Below are 19217 nucleotides of genomic sequence, written 5' to 3' on the forward strand. Positions count from 1 at the left end.
TGGCCGAGCCGTTGCCCGGCATCGTCCCGGGTGGCGGCCCGGCCTGCCCCGCCGGTACGGGCCCCCGGCCGGACCCGGCGTCCGCCCGCCCCACGGCACCGGCCGACGGCGCGGCTCCCCCGCCCCCCACGGCCCCGCCGCCGCCCCCCGCACCGCCACCAGCACCGGCCGCCGGCACGGCTCCCTCCGTGCCCCCCATTCCCTCCATGCCCCCTGCTCCCCCCGCGCCGCAGCCCGAGGAGAGCGAGGACGGCGATGTGTGGGGCGACCCGGCCTTCGACCTCATCCACGCCGCCGTCAGCGACAGGCCGCTGGACGAAGTCGTCCGCCTCGTCACGCTGATGGAGGAGTCGCCCGAGCACGCCCAGACGGTGGCCGCCGTGCTGAGGGCCGTGGCGGTCAACCGCCCGGTCGACGACGTCGCCCTGCTGGTCGCCGAGCTGACCCGGCCGCCGCGCGGCGCCGACAGCGCGGACGAGACCATCCGCGCGGCCATCGAGGGCCGGTGCGTCGAGGACGTCACACGTCTGATGGAGCTGCTGCACCGGACCCCGCTGCAACCGCACTGCGGTCAGGAAGCGGTACGGGCGGCCGCCACCGTCCGGCCGGTCGAGGAGCTCATGGAACTCATCGGGCAACTGGCCCTGGAGCAGCGCCTGCACCCGCGCCGGATCCGGACGGCGCGGCCGACCGGGTCCACGGCCCTCGCGGAGGCGGACCCGTCCGCCGCACCGGCGCCCGGGTCCGAAGCGCTGTACCAGGCCGGCTCCGAGGTTCCCCCCGCCGGACGGCGGCGGCGCACCCTCCGCGTGCGCCGCGAACAGCCCCCGGCCCTGCCCAGGAAGCCCGTCTTCTGGCCGAGTTGGCTCGCCGCGGCGACCCTCGTCGTGTGCGGTGCCGCCCACTTCCCGCTGCATCGCGAGGGCGCCCCCCTCACCGTCTACGCGGCCGCTCTCGGCGCGTCCGGCCTCTGCGTGCTGCTGGCCGTCGTGCTGGTGCTGCGCAGCAGCGTGACCACGCTGGGTGCGGGGATGCTGCTGCCTGCGGCGCTGGCGGGGGCCGAACTGCTGGAGAACAGGATCCGTTCGTCCGGACTGACCCGTGCGCTGGACATCACGGTGGCCCCGCACTGGAGCGCGGGCCTGACCTCGGTGTGCGCGTCACTGGCGTCGCTGGCGGCCCTGCTGCTGCTGTTGATGATGCAGATGGCGCTCCGGCACCCGGCACCGCGGCCGATGGCCGAGGTGGGCCGGGTCGCGGACTGATCCGGGCGGGCCGGGGCGTCGGGCGGACCGCCGAGCGTCACCCCTCCATGAGGCCGGCGGCCACCGTCGCCCCCAGCTCCCAGCACGCCTCGACGCTCTTGCGATCCGGCTCGCCCGTCACGGTCACCGCCTCCGCGGCACGCCGCCAGCCCAGGCCGGTCGTGATCGCCTCGATACCGCGCACCGCTCCCGTGACGTCGCTGCCGCCGTGCACGTAGTAGCCGAAGGGCCTGCCCCGCGTCTCGTCGAGACAGGGGTAGTAGACCTGGTCGAAGAAGTGCTTGAGGGCACCGGACATGTACCCGAGGTTCGCCGGCGTGCCCAGCAGGTATCCGTCGGCGGCGAGCACGTCGGACGCCGTGGCGGACAACGCGGCGCGCCGTTCGACGCGGACCCCGTCGATCTCCGGTGTCGTCGCCCCGGAGACGACTGCCTCCAGCATCGCCTGGCAGTTGGGCGACGGCGTGTGATGCACGATCAGCAAGGTGGCCACGCCCGAACCCTGCCGTGACGCCCGGCACGGCCGCAAGCCGGGACGGGGCCCGGCGCGGCCCCGGCCCCGTTGTCACCGCCGGTGCCGGATGCGACGATGCCGACCGCCGGAACCGGATCCGGCGCACCCGCGACGAAGGGCGGCACCGTGACCGAGGGCGACCAGCGGCCGAGCGCCGCAGCGGTGTTCGACGCGATCGGGGTGGCGTACGAGGAGGCGTTCGCGGGATCCGAGTCCCACCGGGCGTCCCTCGACTGGCTGCTCCACCGTCTGGAGCCGCGCGCCCGGGTGCTGGACGTCGGCAGCGGGACGGGCCGGCCCACGGCCCGGACCCTCGCCGCCGCGGGTCACGACGTGCTCGGGGTCGATGTCTCCCCCGTGATGGTCGACCTCGCGGCCCGGCAGGTGCCCGACGCGACGTTCCGGTGCGTCGACATCCGCGAGGAGCCGCTCACGGAGGCGTCGTTCGACGCGGTGTGCGTGTACTTCTCGCTGCTTCAGATGTCCCGCGACGAGCAGGCCGCGCTGGTCCGCCGGCTGGCCCTCGCGCTGCGTCCGGGCGGCCACGCGGTCATCGCCACGGTTCCCCTCGACCTGGACGGCGTCGAGGGTGTCTTCATGGGGCAGCCGGTGCGGGTGACCAGCTTCGCGGCGGACGCCTTCACGGCCCTGGTGCGCGAGGCGGGTCTGACGGTGCTGCGGCAGGAGGAGACCCTCTTCACCCCGGCGCGCGCCGACGCGGTGCCGGAGCCCCAGTTGTTCCTGTACTGCCGGCGCGGCGCAACCGATGAGTACGGTGCGGACGACGGGGACGATGGCGACGGTACGGGCGCCGACTGACCGTCGGCCGGGCGCGGGCCCGCGTTCCGCGCGACGATGGTGGCAGGAGTCGCACGGGTCGGCGAAAGGGCTGTGACGTGCGGGAACCGGCGATCATCGAGGCGCCGTCCGTGCTGGGACTGCGGCCGTCCGGCGTCCAGGACCTGCCGGCCGCCCTGTCGGCGGCCGGACTGCTCCGGGCCGACCCGCCGGTGGCACGAGCCGCCCGGGTCGAGCCGCCGGCCTACGACCCGAGGCGGGACCCGGTCACCGGCGTCCTCAACTCCGACGCGCTCGCGCGGTACTCGGTGCGGCTCGCCGACGCCGTCGGTGACGTCCTGGACTCCGGCCGTTTCCCGGTCGTCCTCGGCGGCGACTGCAGCATTCTGCTGGGCAACCTCCTCGCCCTGGCCCGCCGCGGACGCCACGGCCTGCTGTTCCTCGACGGCCACACCGACTTCTACCAGCCCTCCGCGGAGCCGACGGGTGAGGCGGCCTCGATGGAGCTCGCCCTGGTCACGGGCCGCGGCCCGCGGCCGCTCACCGATCTCGAAGGGCGCGGGCCCCTGGTGCGGGACGAGGACGTGGCCGCTCTGGGCTTCCGGGACACGGCCGAGTCCGCCCGGGCCGGGATGCAGCCGCTGCCGCCGGAGCTGTACACCCTCGATCTGGACGGCGTACGAGCGATGGGTGCCGGCCGCGCGGCCCGCCGGGCGGTCGACCGGCTGGCCGGCGCGCCCGGCGGGTACTGGGTGCACCTGGACGTCGACGTGCTGGACGACGCGGTCATGCCCGCCGTCGACTACCGCGCGCCGGGCGGGCTGAGCTGGGCGGAGCTGGAGCGGATGCTGCGCGTCGCACTGACCGGGGACCGGGTCACCGGATTCGACGTCACGATCTTCAACCCCCGCCTGGATCCCGACGGAAGCATCGCGTCCGCGCTGGTCCGGTGCCTGAACCGGGGGTTGTCGGCGCTCACCTCCGAGGTCGCCTGAGGCCGACCCTGCCGGGACGGGATCGGCCGTCGTCGGCCGGGACGAGACCGGCCGTCGTCGGCGGACAAGGCCGGACCGGCGGAAGGGGCGGCGCGGCCCGGTCAGCCCGTGAGGTCCTTGAGGTTCTTCAGCACGGCCTCGGCGGTGGCCCTGCTGGACTGCGGGTTCTGACCGGTGATCAGGTTGCCGTCCTGGACGACCGTGCTGCTCCACGCGGGTCCGGACCGGATCACGGCCCCGCGCTCACGCAGCCGGCTCTCCAGGTAGTACGGCGTGTTGTCGCCCAGCCCGCCCTGGCGCTCCTCCTCGTCGGTGAAGGACGTCAGGGTGCGTCCCGCGAAGGTGAAGCCGGCGTCCTGCCGGTCCGCGCTGAGCAGCGCGGCGACCCCGTGGCACAGGGCCGCCACGGTCCGGCCCGAGGCGTCGGCCTCGCCGAGCAGCCGTCCGAGGGCGGCGTCCGTGGCGAGGTCGGCCATCGGCGCGTGGCCACCGGGGACGAGGACGGCGTCGTAGTCGTCCGCCCGCGCCTCGGCGAGGGCGAGCGGCGCGGACAGCTGGTCGGCGATGCCGTCGAGGTAGGCGCGGTGGCGCCGGGCGTCCGCCTCGGCGACGCCGCCGCGCTCGTCCAGGCTGAGGGCGTCGACGGTCGGCCGGACGCCGCCCGGCGTGGCGATCACCACCTGCGCCCCGGCTCCGGTGAGCACCTCGTGGGAGACGGCCACCTCCTCCGCCCAGTAGCCGGTGGGGTGGGTGGTGCCGTCGGCCAGCCGCATGCTGTCCGCGCCGGAGACGACCATCAGAATCTTCGCCATGGGAGTGCCTGCCCTTCGTGATCGGGGTCCTCGGGCGCCGGGGCGCCCTTCGGGTCAACGCCAGCTTCCATCAGGGAACTTCCGAAGCCGTACTGCGAGCCATAAGCCTCCTTATGGTTCCGGAGTTGCCCCGCCAGGACGTGTTCGGCTACGGGTGTTGACGCCTCACAAGAGTGAGTGGTTGAGTACTCACATGAATACGGAACAGCGCAGACTCTCCACCGCCGAGGAGCGTCGCGAGACGGTCCTGCGCACGGCCATCGGCGCGTTCGCGGCCCGCGGCTACTTCGGCACCACCACCACGGAGGTGGCCAAGGCGGCCGGCATCTCGCAGGCGTACGTCTACCGCCTCTTCCCCAACAAGGAGGCGCTGTTCACCGCGGTCGTCAAGCACTGCTTCGTGCAGGTGCGCGCCGCCCTCGAACGCGGCGCGGCCGCGGCCACGAGCAGCGCACCGGAGGCCGTGCTCCGCTCCATGGGCGATGCCTACGCCCGGCTGATCAGCGACAACGATCTGCTGCTGGTGCAGCTGCACGCCCAGGCGGCGGCCGTCTCCGAGCCCGCGGTGCGCGAGGCGGTCAGGGCGGGGTACGCCCGCGCGGTCGAATACGTCCGCGGCGCCTCCGGCGGCGGCGAGGAGCAGGTCCAGCAGTTCTTCGCCACCGGCATGCTCTGCCATCTGATCGTCTCCATCGACGCCGACACCGTCGACGCGCCATGGACCCGCACCCTGGCCGCGGGCATCAGGCACTACTGACCGACCCGCGCCCGGGCGGCCGTCCGGTTCCGACGAACCGGCGCCGCCCTCTCTCGGACCCGAAGAGTGAGTGATGAACCACTCACCTCATTCTCATTACAACGAGAACCGCACCGCCCCGACCACAAGGAGCTGTCATGCGAACCACCGAAGTCGTCCTGCCGGCCGTCGGAGAGCCCGAGATCCTCGCCCTCCGGTCCAGGGACCTACCCGAACCGGGACCCGGCCAGGCACTGGTCCGCGTGGAGGCGAGCGGAGTGACCTTCGCCGAGCAGCAGATGCGGCGCGGCAGGTACTACGACATGCCGGCCTTCCCCTTCGTCCCCGGCTACGACCTGGTGGGCGTCGTCGAGCGGACCGGCCCGTCCGGGCCCGACGCGCCCGCGCTGCCGGTCGGACAGCGGGTCGCCGCGCTGACCAAGACCGGCGGCTGGGCCGAGCACGTCGTGATCGACGCGGCGGATCTGGTGCCGGTGCCCGACGGGGTGGACGCCGTACGGGCCGAGACCCTGATCACCAACGGCGCCACGGCCTGGCGCATGCTGCACCGCACCGCGAAGGTCCGCCCGGGTGACACGGTCGTGGTGCACGGCGCCAACGGCGGCGTCGGCAGCGTGCTGGTCCAGCTCGCCCGCAGCCACGGCGCCAGGGTCATCGGCACCGCCTCGGCCCGCAACCAGCAGGCCGTCGCCGACCTGGGCGCCGTCCCCGTGGACTATCGCGGTGACGTCCCCGCACGGGTGCGCGAATTGGCGCCCGGCGGAGTGGCCGCCGTCTTCGACCACGTGGGCGGCGAGGGCATCAAGGACTCGTGGCGGATGCTCGCGCCGGGCGGCACGCTCGTCTCCTACGGCAGCGCCTCCACCCGCGACCGGGCCGGCAGCGGCACCGTCACCGTGCTGAAGCTCGTCGCGCGGCTCGCCGTGTGGAACATCCTGCCGAACGGCCGCGGCGCCCACTTCTTCAACCTGTGGGCGGGCAAGGCGCGCCGTCCACAGCGGTTCCGGGCGGAGCTGCGCGCGGACCTCGAGCGGATCTTCGGCCTGCTGCGGTCGGGGACGATCGAGGCCAGGGTCGACCGGGTCTACCCCCTGGAGCAGGCGGCCGAGGCCATGCGGCACGCCGAGTCCGGCACCGTCGTCGGCAAGGTCGTCATCGCCCCCGGCGCCGAGCCGGTCGAGCAGCGCTCACAGTGAGCTCCACCCGCGCGCGGCCTGCTGCAGACGGTCGCGCACGACGGTGACGGCGGGACCGGCGGCACCGCCCCGCCGCACCGCCGTGTACAGGGTGTTCAGCGGCGCCACCTCGGGCCGGTGCAGCTGCACGACCTCCCCGGCGGCGAGGGCCGGGGCCGCGATGTACCGGGGCAGGACGGAGATCCCCGCACCGGCCGCCACCGCCGCCAGGACCGCCCTGAGGTCGGCGACCACCAGGGCCACCGGATTCGGCGGGCGCCGTCCGAACTCACCGCGCCAGTAGCGGCGCACGATCGGCAGTTCCTCCGCGTACGCGACCAGCGGCAGATGGGCCAGCGCCGCCACCGGCTCGCTGCGAAGCCGGTCCGCGTCGACGGTGTGGGCCAGCGCGGGCGGCGCGACCAGGACGAACTCCTCGTCCACCAGCGGAGCCGCAAGAAGTCCCGTACGGGAGGGCCTCACCGCCGAGACGACCAGGTCGAGGCGGTCGTCGGCCAGCTGGGACAGCAGGTCGTCGGCGAGCCCGAGGGTCACATGGACGGTCAGACCGCGGCCGGTCAGCCCGGCCAGCGCCGGCAGCACCCGCAGCGCCATCACCTCGGCCGCCCCGCCGATCCGCACCGTGCCGCGCAGCGGCGGCTCGTCGGCCGGGTCCAGCGCCCCGCGCAGCCCGTCCACGTGAGCGCCGACGCGCGCCGCCAGCAGGGCCGCGCGCCGCGTCGGCGTGACGCCCCTGCTGCCGCGGACGAACAGCGGCTCACCGATCCGCTCCTCCAGCCGGGCCAGCTGACCGCTGACGGCCGGCTGTGTCACCCCGAGCCGCTGGGCGGCCGCGGACAGCGACCCCGCCCGGTAGACCTCCAGGAAGGTGGACAGCAGATCAAGGTGCGGCATGCCACCGCGGTTCTCCTTCACGACCACGGACAGAAGCAAAGCACTACGCCGAGGTCAAAGGGCGGGCGGTGAGGGGGACCGGGCTGACGGCGGCCGGCGCGCGGGCGGTAAAGTACTCGCGGTCCCATGGGACGATTTTATGCACCCCATAAGATCGGCTTATGGGTCCATAGATCCGACCCGCGTACCAAGTAAGGCTTGCCTTAGCTTAGGGTTCTCGTCGAGTCGCTCGTCACCGCTCGAAGGGAACCTGATCATGTCCCGCCCTCTGCGGGTAGCCATTGTCGGAGCCGGCCCCGCCGGGATCTACGCCGCCGATGCACTGCTCAAGTCCGACGTGGCCGCCGAACCCGGAGTGTCCATCGACCTCTTCGAGCGGATGCCCGCGCCGTTCGGCCTGATCCGCTACGGTGTCGCGCCCGACCACCCCAGGATCAAGGGCATCATCACGGCCCTCCACCAGGTGCTCGACAAGCCGCAGATCCGCCTCTTCGGCAACGTCGACTACCCGACGGACATCAGCCTGGACGACCTGCGCACGTTCTACGACGCGGTGATCTTCTCCACCGGCGCCACGGCCGACCGCGCGCTGCCCGTCCCGGGCATCGACCTCGACGGGTCCCACGGCGCCGCGGACTTCGTCTCCTGGTACGACGGTCACCCCGACGTGCCGCGCACCTGGCCGCTGGAGGCGGAGAAGGTCGCCGTGCTGGGCGTCGGCAACGTCGCGCTCGACGTGGCCCGCATCCTGGCGAAGACCGCGGACGAACTGCTGCCGACGGAGATCCCGGCCAACGTCCACGAGGGCCTCGAGGCGAACCGGGCCAAGGAGATCCACGTCTTCGGCCGCCGCGGCCCCGCGCAGGCGAAGTTCAGCCCGATGGAGCTGCGCGAACTCGACCACTCCCCCACCATCGAGGTCATCGTCGACCCCGAGGACATCGATTACGACGACGGTTCGATCGCGACGCGGCGCGGCAACAAGCAGGCCGACATGGTCGCCAAGACCCTGGAGAACTGGGCGATACGCGACGTCGGCGACCGGCCGCACAAGCTGTTCCTGCACTTCTTCGAGTCGCCGACCGAGATCCTCGGCGAGGACGGCCAGGTCGTCGGCCTGCGCACGGAGCGCACCGAGCTGGACGGCACCGGCAACGTCCGGGGCACGGGCAAGTTCACCGACTGGGACGTCACCGCGATCTACCGCGCCGTGGGCTACCTGTCGGACAAGCTGCCCAAGCTGCCCTGGGACATCGACTCGGGCACCGTGCCGGACGAGGGCGGCCGGGTCATGCAGGAGAGCGGCACGCACCTGCCGTCGGTGTACGTGACCGGCTGGATCCGGCGCGGCCCCGTCGGCCTCATCGGCCACACCAAGGGCGACGCCAACGAGACGGTGTCCAACCTGCTGGACGACTTCGCCCACAGCCGGCTGCAGACCCCCTCGGCACCGGAGCCCGAGTCCGTGGACGCGTTCCTGGCCGAACGGAACGTCCGCTTCACGACGTGGGAGGGCTGGTACCGGCTGGACGCGGCGGAGAAGGCCCTGGGCGAGCCGCAGGGCCGGGAGCGCGTGAAGATCGTCGAGCGTGAGGACATGCTGCGGGAGAGCGGCGCCTGAGCCGCCGCCCCCGAACGTCCACCGACGCGAGGTCCCGGGGCCGGGGCCGTGTGCCACCGGCCCCTCGGACCGCGCCGCGGCCCGTTCACCGGCGTCGTACGACGTCACGACGGGCCGGATCGGCCTCTCGGGCGGCCGGAAACCCCGCGGACCCGCCCGCGGACCGAGGCCCGGCGGACCCGCCCGCGGACGGCCGCCGACCCTCCGGCGGCAGGATCGAGTCGCCGTATCCCCCGTCGACCCGCAGGGGCCCCGCCGGTCGTGGCGGAGGCCGGCGGGGAGCTCAGACAGAGCACGAGGTTCGCGATCTCCTCGGGTTCGATCAGAGGCTCGAGCAGCGACTGCGGGCGGTGGTCCCGCATGAACACGCGCTGCGCCTCGTCCCAGGGGAGAGCGGGATCCACGAGCTGACGGACGAAGTCCTCGACGCCTCGGTGTGGGTGGGTCCTGCGATGACGGAGTTCACCGTGACGCCCGTTCCGTCCGCCTCCTTGGCGAAACCCCGGCCGGCAAGGGCAAGAAGTCGCCCCGCGGCACTTCGGCGCGCGGTTTCTCCAGGCTCCGTTCGAGGCGCTCGGCGTCACGTCCGTTGACGCCCACACGTGCGCCCGCCCGGGCCGGTCCGGCGGCAATCGCCGCCCCGATGCCGGAGGAGGAACCGGTCACGAGCTCGGTCCGCCCGCCGAGGTCGAGCTCCCCGAGTCACCCCTTCTCGCGATGCTGTCGCCCGCCGTCCCCCTCCCCACGAGTTCCCACGGGTTCCCACGATCGCCGACGTCGCACCCGCGGGCAGTCGGACGACCGCCCAGGACCGGAGCGATCCGCACGGCGCGCCCCGCCGTGATCGCGGCTTCCGGCGGCGACGATACTGGCAGCAGCCCCACGCCCCCGTTCACAGATGGACCCATGCCGACCTCCACCACCGTCCACCGTCCGACGACTCCCCCCACGGTGTGGCTGGCCCGCGGCCGTCACACCGGAACCGCCACCGCGGAAGACGTGATCCGCGGCACCCTCCAGCGACACAAGGACAGCGGTGCCCTCCGCGACCATCTGGAACTGCCCGAATCCGCGCACCCCGGCGAACGGGTCGTCGAGGCCCGCTGGGAGGTGGCGGACGGATCGGTGACCGTCCGGGCCCGGCTGGCCCTCGCGGACGCGTCGGACACCGGCCGGCAGTGGACGCTGACGGCCGAGGCGGAGCAGCCCTGGGACATGCGATGGCCGAGCCCGGCCACCATGTTCTGGCCGTCGGACCCCGATGCGGGCTGGGACCACCACGCCGGCACCGAGCTGCGCTTCCGGGACGTGAACCCCCTGCCCGCGGACGACAAGGAGCTGCGGCGTGTGCTGCGCGCCGCGGCGCGCGACCCGTGGTCCGTGCACGTCGTCGTCCACGAGGCCATGACGCCGGACGCGGTGGGACGCCGCCCGCTCGCCCCACTGCTGCCGCCGGGTCTGCGGCACCGGGTGGTGGAGCACCGCGCCACGCCGCAGCAGCTGCGGGCCGTGAACTGGGCCCTGCGCGAGTTCGACGTGCAGGTGCCGCGCGGCGGAGCGGTGGTGCTGCCCGGCGCTCCGGCCCCGGCCGGCCACGACAGTGCGGCGTTCAGCGTGCGCAGCGTCTTCCTGGACCGCGGCGAACCGGTCGAACTGATCGACGCCCTGACCCGTTTCGTCGCCACGCCGCGACCGCTGCCCGACGGCGCCGAGGACGCGCTGACCGCGCTGCGCGAGGACTGGCATCTGCTGACCCTGGAGGAGGAACTCGCCCGCGAGCGCGCCCTGGTGGCCATGTACGCCGACGCGCTGGAGGCGATGACCAAGTCACGGGACCTCTACCGGGAGGCCGCCGAGCACGCCCACGAGGCGCTGGCCGCCTACCGCGACTCGGCCGCCGTGCTGCCGGCACCGTCCGGGCCGCCGTCGCAGGAGACGCCCACCGGTTCCCCGCTCCAGCAGTTGACCCGCACCTTCGAACGGCTCAAGGTCAACGCGCGGTCCCGGCGTGCGGGACCGGCCGACGACCAGGACGCCGGAACCGACGGTTCCGGCAGCTGAGGAGCGGGCCGCGCGGCGAGTCCTGCCTGCATCGGCATGGCGTACGGATGTGCCGATCGGTCACAAACGCCGTAACGGAGGCAATACCAGGGCGGAATCCGGGAATTCAAGGAAGGGCGCGTCATTCGGCGGCGCACCGGACCGAGGAGGGCCCGTGGAAATCAGCACAACAGTGCTCGTCGTGCTCGCCGTGATCCTCGCCGTCGTGCTCGCCGCAGCCGTGGCGCTGCTGGTGCGACTGGTGCGGGCGCGACGGGTCCTACGGCGTGCCGGGCTGCCCACCGGGCCGCGCTGGGTCTTCTGGGGCGCCGTCGCGTACTTCGTGCTCCCGGCAGACCTGTTGCCCGACCCGCTCTATCTGGACGACGTGGGCGTCCTGCTGCTGGCGCTGCGCACCCTGCGCGCCCCACTGACCGCACGCGACCACCGCACCGCCGGGAAGAGCCGCCCGCGCGCCGCCGCCTGACCCCGAACCCGCCCGCGTCGCTCGATCGGCCGCGTCCTGGCGCGGCCGCCCCGGGACACCACCGGGTCCGCTCCGTCCTCACCTCCGTGCGCCCCCTTCGCCGCCCGGGCGCGCGGTTTTCCGCAGTACGAACGGTCAACCGGAGGACGTCGTCCTCCGTCTCAGGTTCGGGGCGGCCAACTCGCCGATGACTACGGAGTGTAAGGAAACCATTCACCCGTTCGATTCGTATAAGTCCATGGAAGCCCCCGGAGATCCACGGACGAATCGACGACACGGCAGGCCGGCGGCCTGGCCCGGGGCAGCACCGACGAGGGAGAGACGATGCAACCGTTCGCGCTCGACTACGCACGCCCGGCAGCGAAGTTGGACGTCGCCATGCCGTACGCCTACGACCCAGGCCTCCAGTTGAACGTCCTGTGCGACGGCCGGATAGCGGCCACCGATCTCGCCTTGATGAGAGAACTGGGCACCACGACCTCGACCGCCGGTTCGAAGACGCACTTCGACGACTGATCACGGAACGTCGACATGACCGTACTGATCTTGACCTCCGAACAGGACGTGACGGCCGACATGGTGGTCGTCCACCTCAACGCGTCCGCGGTCCCCGTGGTCCGCCTGGACCCCGCCGATCTGATCGGCGGCGCGGCCCTGTCCGGCGAGTACGTGCACGGTTCGTTCCGCGGCCACCTGTGGTCCGCGGGGCGGCTGGTGGGCCTGGACGGGCTGCGTTCCGTGTGGGTGCGCAGGCCCGGGACTCCGGCCTCGCGGGTGGCCGAGCCGTCGGAGTGGCTCACCGAGGAGTCCTCACAGGCGTTGTACGGCATGCTGCGCAGTTCCGGCGCGCGCTGGATGAACCACCCCGACGCGGCCCGACGCGCTCGCTACAAGCCCTGGCAGCTGCGCCTGGCCCAGCGCAGCGGGCTGCCCGTGCCGGCCACGCTGATCACGACCTTCCCGCAGGCCGCCCGCGACTTCGCCGCACGCTTCCCGGACCTGGTCGTCAAGCCCGTCTCCGGCGCCCATCCCCAGGAGCCGCCGCGGGCGGTGCCCACCAGCCGGGTGGCACCGGACGCCGACTTCGCCGCGGTAGCCTTCGGCCCGACCCTGCTGCAACGGCGTATCGCCAAGCGCGCCGACATCCGGCTCACCGTCGTCGGCGAACGCATGCTGGCGGCCCGCAAGGCGACGGCGCCGGACGCCGATCCCGACGAGGTGGACGTCCGCTTCGCCCCGGGCGACGTGCCCTGGCGCCCCTCCGACGTTCCCCCGCGGATCGCGGACGGTGTGCGCGCCTACCTCCGCGAGGCGGAACTGGCCTACGGTGCGTTCGACTTCGCCGAGGACGCGGACGGGACCTGGTGGTTCCTGGAGTGCAACCAGTCCGGGCAGTTCGGCTTCGTGGAGGTGGACACGGGCCAGCCGATCGCCCGCACCATCGCGGAGTGGCTGGCCCGTCCCGTCCCGGAGAACGCGCCGAAGCGGGTCAACGGAACCAGCAGCAGGGTGTGTTGACCGCCGCGGGCCGCCGCCCGCCCGGCGTCACACGGCGAGGCTCAGATCGCTCTCGCCGTCGGTGTCCGGGGTGCGCCCGTCGACCAGCAGGGCGTCCGCGCGGGTGATGGCGTCATGGATGCTGGTGGTGCCCATCATGACGCACAGGGTGTAACTGACGTCCTCCAACTCCCGAGCCCTTGTCGGCGTCTCCCACTCCGCCTGAGCGATGCGCAGGGATGCGTACCTGGTCAACAGCTTTCTGACGACCTTCGGGTCCGGAACCAGCACGGGGCGCCCCTCTCTCGACTTTTGCGCACCGTATGCCCGGACAGGGCCGGACCATTCGCCTGACCGGGGTCCGGGCACCCAATTGGCGCAATAACGCTGCCTAGTGGGGCACGTGGGGACCCGTCAGGCGGCCTGGCCGCGGTGCAGCGCGGCGTACGCCCCGCCGCCGCGGAGGAGTTCCTCGTGGGTGCCGATCTCCTGGATCCGGCCGTCGGCCATCACCACGATCCGGTCCGCGCCCCGCACGGTGGACAGCCGGTGGGCGACCACGAACGTGGTACGTCCCGCCAGCAACCGGGCGAGCGCTTCCTGCACGAGCGCCTCCGAGCGGGTGTCGAGCGCCGAGGTCGCCTCGTCGAGCACCAGCACCTTGGGATCCCTGATCAGGGCACGGGCGATGGCCAGCCGCTGCCGCTGCCCGCCGGACAGCCGCGTGCCGCGCTCACCGACCACGGTGTCGAGTCCCTGCGGCAGTCCGTCGACGAACTCCAGGGCATTGGCGTCCCGCAGCGCCGCCCGGACCGTCTCCTCGTCGGCGTCGTCCATCCCGTACGCCACGTTCTCGCGGACGGTCCCGTCGAAGAGGATCGACTCCTGCGGCACGACCGACAGGAAACGCCGGTAGGTGCGCAGGTCCAGGGTGTTCATGTCGGTGCCGTCGAGCAGCAGCCGGCCCGAGGTGGGCCTGATGAAGCCGATGACGAGGTTGAGCACCGTGGACTTCCCGGCACCGGAGGCCCCGACCAGGGCGATGGTCTCGCCGGGTGCCACCGAGAGGCTGAAGTCGCGTACGGCGGGCCGTCCGCCGTCGTCGTAGGCGTGGCCGACGCTCTCGAAGGTGACGGAGCCGCGCACCGAGGCGACCGGCGCCCGGCCCTCGTTCTCCTCCAGTTCGGGCGCCTGGAGGACCTCACCGACCGAACGGACCGATTCGAGGCCCTTGGTGATGACCGGGGCCAGGCCCGCCAGGGTCGTGGTGGAGTTGGTGAGGGTCGTCAGGAAGGCGCTGAGCATGACGACGTCGCCGGCGGTGACGCCCCAGACGTCGTAGTACGAGACGAGCGCGGCGCCCGCGAGCACCAGGACGCCGACCACGTTGAGCACCACCCAGGCCAGCGAGCCGAACCGGCCGTTGACCAGGTCCAGGCGCATCCCGGAGGTCAGCAGACGGTGCAGCGTGCCGTCCATGCGGCGCAGCGCCTTGCCCTCCAGGCCGTGCGCGCGGGTCACCGGGATGAGGCGGGTCATCTCCGTGACGCGTGAGGACAGGGTCTCCACCTCGTGGCGGAAGTTCTCGTTGTGGGCGCGCAGCCGGGCCCTCAGGCGGGCCACGAGAAGTGCGGCGGCGGGCACGACGACGAGGAAGACGGGCAGGAACTCGGGGGTGCGTACGCCGATGATGACGAGCCCGCCGGTGAGCACGGTGATCGCGCCCAGTCCCGTCTCGGCGGTCTGCTGCACCATCTGCTCGACCGTCTCGACGTCGCGCACCACCTTGGCCTGGAGCACTCCGGCGCTCACCCGGGAGTGGTAGCCGATGGAAAGTTGCTGCATCCGGGTGCAGAGCGCGGAGCGCAGGGCCGTGCCCATGCGGCGCACGCTGCCGTACAGGAGGCGGACGTACAGCACGTGCAGCGGGTAGTTGACCAGCAGGATGAACATGATGATCCCGGTGCTGGTCCAGAGTCTGCCGATGGGCTGGTGCTGCACCACGGTGTCGATGATGGACGCGGTGATCAGCGGCAGCAGCCAGATCGGGCTGTGCTTGACCGTGAACACGACGACGGCGGCGGCCAGTCGCCGGCGGTCGGCGTGGAACAGGTAGGCGAGGGTGCGTATCGGGTGTTCGCCCCGGTAGCGGTGGTCGAGGGGTCTTTCCAACGACGACGCCATCCGCGGTGTCCTCTCCGTCGGCCGAGTCGGGGAACGGGCAGGAAGCGCTTTCTGCCCGTGTTCGGCCAGGGGTACACCAGGAAACGGATGGGCTGCCCGGGTGTCCGCGGCGTGAGACCGCGCGGCCGCGTCAGCGGCCTGACGGGCGGAGAGGGACGCCTGTCCGCCGGACGCCTACTCGCCGAGGGCCCGGGCGAGTTCCGAGGACGCGCGGACGACCTCGGCGTCCTTCTCGGCCCGCAGCTGCCGCAGGGCGCCGCGCCGGGCGTGGACGGCCTGCCGGGCCGCCCGCTCCCACACCACATGGTTCTCGCGGCGGTTGAGCAGCTTGGGATACGCCGTCGCCGTGTTCTCCCACTGGCGGGCGTCGGCGATGTTCTTCAGCAGCAGCAGGATCCGGGCCCGGCAGGTCACATGGGGCAGCTGGGCGAGCTCCCACAGGAACGGGACGGTCGCCGCCGTCGCCTGCTCCACCACGAAGCCGTACTGGCAGATGCGGTCGCGCAGTTCGTCGAGCGCGGCGTCGGCGGTACGGGCGCCGCCCCAGGCGATGGAGTTGAGCAGGAGCGGGATCCCCGCGGCACTGCCGGTGGAGTCCTGGATCTCCCGCCACGCCACCTCGCCCAGTGCCCCCAGGGGCGTGGGACGGGACACTCCCGTCGGCCGCGTCTCGCGGTCTGTGCGCTCGTTGCTCGGCTGTTCCGTCGAAGCGGTGCGCATGGCGTCGGGCCTTTCCGCGGCAGTCATGTCGGTACGAGTGACAGGTCGACGACCTGGGCCTTTTCCCTGATGCGGCGTCATGATCAGGCGCCTTCCCGTGGGTTGACGCTGTAGCTATTATCCACACCGACCCCACCTCCGTGCAATTGCACGAGAAATTGCGCGGGAATCCGGGTAGGAGTCAGCAACGGGAACCGAGGGAGGTCACGGTGCCAGTGATGCCGAACGGAGTACGGGCCAGTTCGCTGGAAGCCCGCTGGATCAAGAGCCGCCACAGCAACGCCGAGGGGAACTGCGTCGAGGTCGCCGCACTGGTCGACGGGGGTGTCGCGGTGCGCAACTCCCGCGATCCCGACGGGCCGGCGCTCGTCTACACCGCGGGCGAGGTGGCGGCGTTCCTGGCCGGTGCCAAGGAGGGCGAGTTCGACCATCTCGTGTGAGCCCACCCATCTGCTCCACACCGGCCAAGTACGGTAGCGTGAGAGCTACTTCTGCCGGTCTGCAGGGAGCCAGGATGTCCGCCCAGTCACAGCGCGTGTCCCGTCTCCGACCCTATCTCGACCGGGCGGAGCCCGCGCCCACTCTGTTGAAGATGCTGGTCGGCGTCCAGTTGAACGGTCTGCGGGAGGACGCCGGGCTCGCCCAGGACCAGGCGGCCCGCGCGCTCGGATTCAGTCCGGCGAAGCTGTCCCGCATCGAGTCCGGCAAGGGCCGCAAGCCGCCCACCGAGGGCGATGTGCGCGCGCTGCTGGAGCTGTACGGCGCCGAGGAGTACGAGGCGTCGGTGCTGCTCCAGTTGCTCAAGCGGGCCGGAGAGCCGGGCTGGTGGCAGCGATACGACAAGCGGCTGATGCCCGAGTGGTTCGACCGGCTGGTGGGACTCCAGGAGGCAGCGGCCTCGATCCGTACCTTCGAGCTCCAGTACGTGCCCGGTCTGCTGCAGACCGCGGACTACACGCGTGCGGTGGTCGAGCGCGGACTGCCGGTGGCGCCGCGGCAGGAGGTGCGGCGGCGGGTCGAGCTGCGCACCCGGCGCGCACAGCTGCTGCACCGGCCGGACGCCCCGCAGCTGTGGGCGATCGTCGACGAGTCCGTACTGCTGCGGGTGCTCGGCGGCCGTGCGGTGATGCGCGATCAGCTGGCGCATCTGGTGGAGATGGCCCGGCGCCCCCATGTGAGCCTGCAGATCGTGCCGTTGGACGTGACGAAGGCGTCGGCGCCGTCCATCCCGGTCACCTATCTCCGGTTCGACGGCCTGGACCTGCCCGACGTCGTCTACCTGGAGCACATCCGCAGCGCGAACTTCCTGGAGGACCGGGACGAGACCGAGGAGTACCGGGTCGCCCTGGACCGGCTGGCCGACGAGGCGCTGACGCCCCGCGCCTCCCTGGAGCTGCTCCGGGAGACGATGGAGCACCGCTACCCCGCCGGCTGAGCGGCGGGGCGGGCCGTCACGGCACGCGGGCGACCCCGCCGAACTCGATCCACTCGTGGGTGAGCTGGCGGGGCGCCACCTCGGAGTCGGGGCGCCACGTGGACACCTCCACGAGGCCCGGCTCGAGGATCTCCAGGCCGTCGAACAGCTGGGCGACGTCCTTCTCCTGGCGCACCCGGCCCCAGTGTCCCTGGGTCGCCTGGTCCATGAAGTCGGTGACGAAGGCGCGGACCTCGGGGTCCTCGCTGACCAGCTGGCACATGAGTACGTAGCTGCCCGGCGCGAGCCGTTCGATCACCCGGCGGGACACGGCGAGCGGGCCGTCGGTGTCGCTGTCGGGAATGCAGTGGAAGACCGAGTTGAACAGCACCGCCACCGGCTCCGAGAAGTCGATCAGGCGCTGGGTGTCGGGATCGGCGAAGATCCGGTCGGTCTCCCGCATGTCGGCGTGTATGACGCAGGTGCGCTCGTCCTGCTCCAGCAGGGCCCGGCCGTGGACCAGCACCATGGGGTCGTTGTCGACGTAGACGACGTGCGCGGTGGGGTCGTGGCGCTGCGCGACCTGGTGCACGTTGTCCTGGGTCGGCAGGCCGGAGCCGTGGTCCAGGAACTGCCGTATGCCGTACTCCTGCGCGAGGGTGCGGACGGCGCGCTGGAGGAAGCGGCGGTTGTTCACCGCCAGCCGGCGGGTGCTCGGCACGACCTTGTCGAGTTCCTCGCAGGCCGCACGGTCCGCGGCGTAGTTGTCCTTGCCGCCGAGGTAGTGGTCGTACATCCGAGCGGCGGTCGGCACCTTGGCGTCGATCTCCGTGGACAGCGACTTGTCGGTGTGCATCGATCCCCCTGCTTGGCTGCCGAGCGTCAACTCCACTGGCCTGACGGGAAATCATCCTAGGGACTGGGTGACAGCCGGTGCCAGCCCATGCGCGAATCGTCGGCAGAAGTCGTGCGGGTGTTCCACGGTGCGGGCCGTCGCCGGTGGCCCGGCCCGCACCGGGATGTCACGCGGCGTCCAGTTCCGCCAGTTCCGCGGAGGTGAGCACGAGGTCGGGCGTGGCCGCCGAGTCGAGGATCGTCTCCGGCCGGCTGGCACCCGGGATGGGCACGACGACCGGCGACTTGGCGAGCATCCAGGCCAGACAGACGCGCTGCGGGCTCACACCGCGGGCCGCGGCGATCCGCGCGAACGGCGCGTGGGCCGATCCCAGTTCACCGGCCCTGGCGATGCCCCCGAGCGGGCTCCAGGGCAGGAAGGCGATGCCGAGTTCGTCGCACAGGCGCAGCTCCGGCTCGCTGGAGCGGAACGCGGGTGAGAACTGGTTCTGCACCGAGACCAGCCGGCCGCCCAGGATGCCTGCGGCAAGCCTGATCCGGTCCGGGTCGGCGTTGGAGATGCCGGCCATCCGGATCTTGCCCTCGTCGAGCAGGTCGCGGATCGCGCCGACGGACTCCTCGTAGGGGACGCGGGGGTCGGGGCGGTGGAACTGGTAGAGGCCGATCGCCTCGACGCCCAGCCGGCGCAGCGACTGCTCACAGGCGGCCCTGAGGTGGGCCGGGCTGCCGTCCAGCGTCCAGCTGCCGTCGCCGGGGCGCAGATGCCCGCCCTTGGTGGCGACCAGGACGTCCTTGCCGAGGTCATGGGTGGCCAGGGCCTTGGCGATCAGCGTCTCGTTGTGGCCCACCTCGTCGGCGTCCCGGTGGTAGGCGTCGGCGGTGTCGATCAGCGTCACACCGGCGTCCAGGGCGGCGTGGACGGTGGCGAGGGAACGCGCCTCGTCCGGACGGCCCTCGATCGACATGGGCATGGCGCCCAGACCGATCGCGCTGACTTCGACATCACCGATGCGGCGGGTGTGCATGGGTTCGTGACCTCTTTCGGCTGTCGCGCAGAACCGGCGGGATCCGCCCGGCGGGGTGAGCCGGGCGGAACCGTTCCAGCCTGACCGGCGCGCGACCGGAGGTCCAATAGAAGAAAGTGAACGGATTCAGCGGTCCGGGCGCT

At 72.4% G+C, this 19217-nt stretch carries 20 protein-coding genes and 1 pseudogene; 12 read left to right on the top strand and 9 right to left on the bottom strand.

What is annotated here, in order from left to right:
- Nucleotides 1–206: 206 nt before the first annotated feature.
- A complete protein-coding gene (locus DN051_RS05560; protein ID WP_112438135.1) occupies nucleotides 207–1265 on the top strand; it encodes a hypothetical protein in 1059 nt (352 codons plus the stop codon).
- Between the two features lie 37 nt (nucleotides 1266–1302).
- On the opposite strand, the gene DN051_RS05565 is transcribed toward DN051_RS05560, so the two are convergent.
- Entirely contained in the window at nucleotides 1303–1758 is a 456-nt protein-coding gene (locus tag DN051_RS05565) for a flavodoxin family protein (RefSeq protein ID WP_053757000.1), read from the bottom strand.
- A 96-nt stretch (nucleotides 1759–1854) separates the two neighbouring features.
- Between DN051_RS05565 and DN051_RS05570 the strand changes: the two genes are divergently transcribed.
- Together DN051_RS05570 and DN051_RS05575 are read left to right on the top strand one after the other, a co-directional pair.
- Nucleotides 1855–2598 carry a class I SAM-dependent methyltransferase gene (locus DN051_RS05570; RefSeq protein WP_112438136.1) on the top strand — a complete coding sequence of 248 codons (744 nt, stop codon included), beginning with the start codon at nucleotides 1855–1857 and terminating at the stop codon, nucleotides 2596–2598.
- A gap of 77 nt (nucleotides 2599–2675) precedes the next feature.
- Nucleotides 2676–3572 carry an arginase family protein gene (locus DN051_RS05575; RefSeq protein WP_112438137.1) on the top strand — a complete coding sequence of 299 codons (897 nt, stop codon included), beginning with the start codon at nucleotides 2676–2678 and terminating at the stop codon, nucleotides 3570–3572.
- Between the two features lie 101 nt (nucleotides 3573–3673).
- Here the strand turns inward: DN051_RS05575 and DN051_RS05580 are convergent, their stop codons facing one another.
- A complete protein-coding gene (locus tag DN051_RS05580) occupies nucleotides 3674–4384 on the bottom strand; it encodes a type 1 glutamine amidotransferase domain-containing protein (RefSeq protein WP_053757003.1) in 711 nt (236 codons plus the stop codon).
- Nucleotides 4385–4577: 193 nt separating this feature from the next.
- Here DN051_RS05580 and DN051_RS05585 point away from each other — a divergent pair, with 193 nt between their 5' ends.
- Together DN051_RS05585 and DN051_RS05590 are read left to right on the top strand one after the other, a co-directional pair.
- Nucleotides 4578–5141, top strand: a complete 564-nt coding sequence (locus DN051_RS05585; RefSeq protein ID WP_053757004.1) for a TetR/AcrR family transcriptional regulator — start codon at nucleotides 4578–4580, stop codon at nucleotides 5139–5141.
- A gap of 137 nt (nucleotides 5142–5278) precedes the next feature.
- Nucleotides 5279–6337, top strand: a complete 1059-nt coding sequence (locus DN051_RS05590) for a medium chain dehydrogenase/reductase family protein (RefSeq protein ID WP_112438138.1) — start codon at nucleotides 5279–5281, stop codon at nucleotides 6335–6337.
- Here DN051_RS05590 and DN051_RS05595 read toward each other — a convergent pair.
- Nucleotides 6329–7231: a LysR family transcriptional regulator gene (locus tag DN051_RS05595; RefSeq protein WP_053757006.1), complete on the bottom strand. Its 903-nt coding sequence runs from the start codon at nucleotides 7229–7231 to the stop codon at nucleotides 6329–6331. The two genes, DN051_RS05590 and DN051_RS05595, sit on opposite strands and share 9 nt — an antisense overlap.
- Nucleotides 7232–7487: 256 nt before the next feature.
- Between DN051_RS05595 and DN051_RS05600 the strand changes: the two genes are divergently transcribed.
- Entirely contained in the window at nucleotides 7488–8852 is a 1365-nt protein-coding gene (locus DN051_RS05600) for an FAD-dependent oxidoreductase (RefSeq protein ID WP_053757007.1), read from the top strand.
- Nucleotides 8853–9060: 208 nt separating this feature from the next.
- Here DN051_RS05600 and DN051_RS47235 read toward each other — a convergent pair.
- Nucleotides 9061–9518: pseudogene (locus DN051_RS47235) on the bottom strand (SDR family oxidoreductase); the annotation flags it as partial.
- A gap of 240 nt (nucleotides 9519–9758) precedes the next feature.
- Here DN051_RS47235 and DN051_RS05610 point away from each other — a divergent pair.
- From DN051_RS05610 to tgmB, 4 genes are all read left to right on the top strand, one after another.
- Nucleotides 9759–10913: a hypothetical protein gene (locus DN051_RS05610; protein WP_112438139.1), complete on the top strand. Its 1155-nt coding sequence runs from the start codon at nucleotides 9759–9761 to the stop codon at nucleotides 10911–10913.
- 154 nt (nucleotides 10914–11067) lie between these two features.
- Complete coding sequence (locus DN051_RS05615) at nucleotides 11068–11379, top strand: DUF1232 domain-containing protein (RefSeq protein ID WP_053757009.1); 312 nt, start codon at nucleotides 11068–11070, stop codon at nucleotides 11377–11379.
- Nucleotides 11380–11703: 324 nt separating this feature from the next.
- On the top strand, nucleotides 11704–11895 hold the full coding sequence (gene tgmA, locus DN051_RS05620) for a putative ATP-grasp-modified RiPP (RefSeq protein ID WP_053757010.1): 192 nt from the start codon (nucleotides 11704–11706) through the stop codon (nucleotides 11893–11895).
- 15 nt (nucleotides 11896–11910) lie between these two features.
- Nucleotides 11911–12897, top strand: a complete 987-nt coding sequence (gene tgmB / locus DN051_RS05625; RefSeq protein ID WP_053757011.1) for an ATP-grasp ribosomal peptide maturase — start codon at nucleotides 11911–11913, stop codon at nucleotides 12895–12897.
- 27 nt (nucleotides 12898–12924) lie between these two features.
- On the opposite strand, the gene DN051_RS05630 is transcribed toward tgmB, so the two are convergent.
- From DN051_RS05630 to DN051_RS05640, 3 genes are all read right to left on the bottom strand, one after another.
- Nucleotides 12925–13167, bottom strand: a complete 243-nt coding sequence (locus DN051_RS05630; protein WP_053757012.1) for a DUF5133 domain-containing protein — start codon at nucleotides 13165–13167, stop codon at nucleotides 12925–12927.
- A 123-nt stretch (nucleotides 13168–13290) separates the two neighbouring features.
- Nucleotides 13291–15060, bottom strand: coding sequence for an ABC transporter ATP-binding protein (locus DN051_RS05635; RefSeq protein ID WP_112438140.1), 1770 nt, complete (start codon nucleotides 15058–15060; stop codon nucleotides 13291–13293).
- A gap of 174 nt (nucleotides 15061–15234) precedes the next feature.
- Nucleotides 15235–15780, bottom strand: a complete 546-nt coding sequence (locus tag DN051_RS05640; protein ID WP_112438141.1) for a hypothetical protein — start codon at nucleotides 15778–15780, stop codon at nucleotides 15235–15237.
- Nucleotides 15781–15998: 218 nt separating this feature from the next.
- Here DN051_RS05640 and DN051_RS05645 point away from each other — a divergent pair, with 218 nt between their 5' ends.
- Together DN051_RS05645 and DN051_RS05650 are read left to right on the top strand one after the other, a co-directional pair.
- Complete coding sequence (locus tag DN051_RS05645) at nucleotides 15999–16220, top strand: DUF397 domain-containing protein (RefSeq protein ID WP_053757132.1); 222 nt, start codon at nucleotides 15999–16001, stop codon at nucleotides 16218–16220.
- A gap of 74 nt (nucleotides 16221–16294) precedes the next feature.
- A complete protein-coding gene (locus DN051_RS05650) occupies nucleotides 16295–17215 on the top strand; it encodes a helix-turn-helix domain-containing protein (protein WP_112438142.1) in 921 nt (306 codons plus the stop codon).
- A 16-nt stretch (nucleotides 17216–17231) separates the two neighbouring features.
- On the opposite strand, the gene DN051_RS05655 is transcribed toward DN051_RS05650, so the two are convergent.
- Together DN051_RS05655 and DN051_RS05660 are read right to left on the bottom strand one after the other, a co-directional pair.
- Nucleotides 17232–18050: an SAM-dependent methyltransferase gene (locus DN051_RS05655; RefSeq protein WP_053757016.1), complete on the bottom strand. Its 819-nt coding sequence runs from the start codon at nucleotides 18048–18050 to the stop codon at nucleotides 17232–17234.
- A 166-nt stretch (nucleotides 18051–18216) separates the two neighbouring features.
- The gene (locus tag DN051_RS05660) at nucleotides 18217–19074 is read right to left on the bottom strand and encodes an aldo/keto reductase (protein WP_053757017.1); all 858 of its coding nucleotides are present in this window, start codon (nucleotides 19072–19074) and stop codon (nucleotides 18217–18219) included.
- Nucleotides 19075–19217 lie beyond the last annotated feature (143 nt).

This window comes from Streptomyces cadmiisoli, assembly GCF_003261055.1.
Taxonomy (GTDB): domain Bacteria; phylum Actinomycetota; class Actinomycetes; order Streptomycetales; family Streptomycetaceae; genus Streptomyces; species Streptomyces cadmiisoli.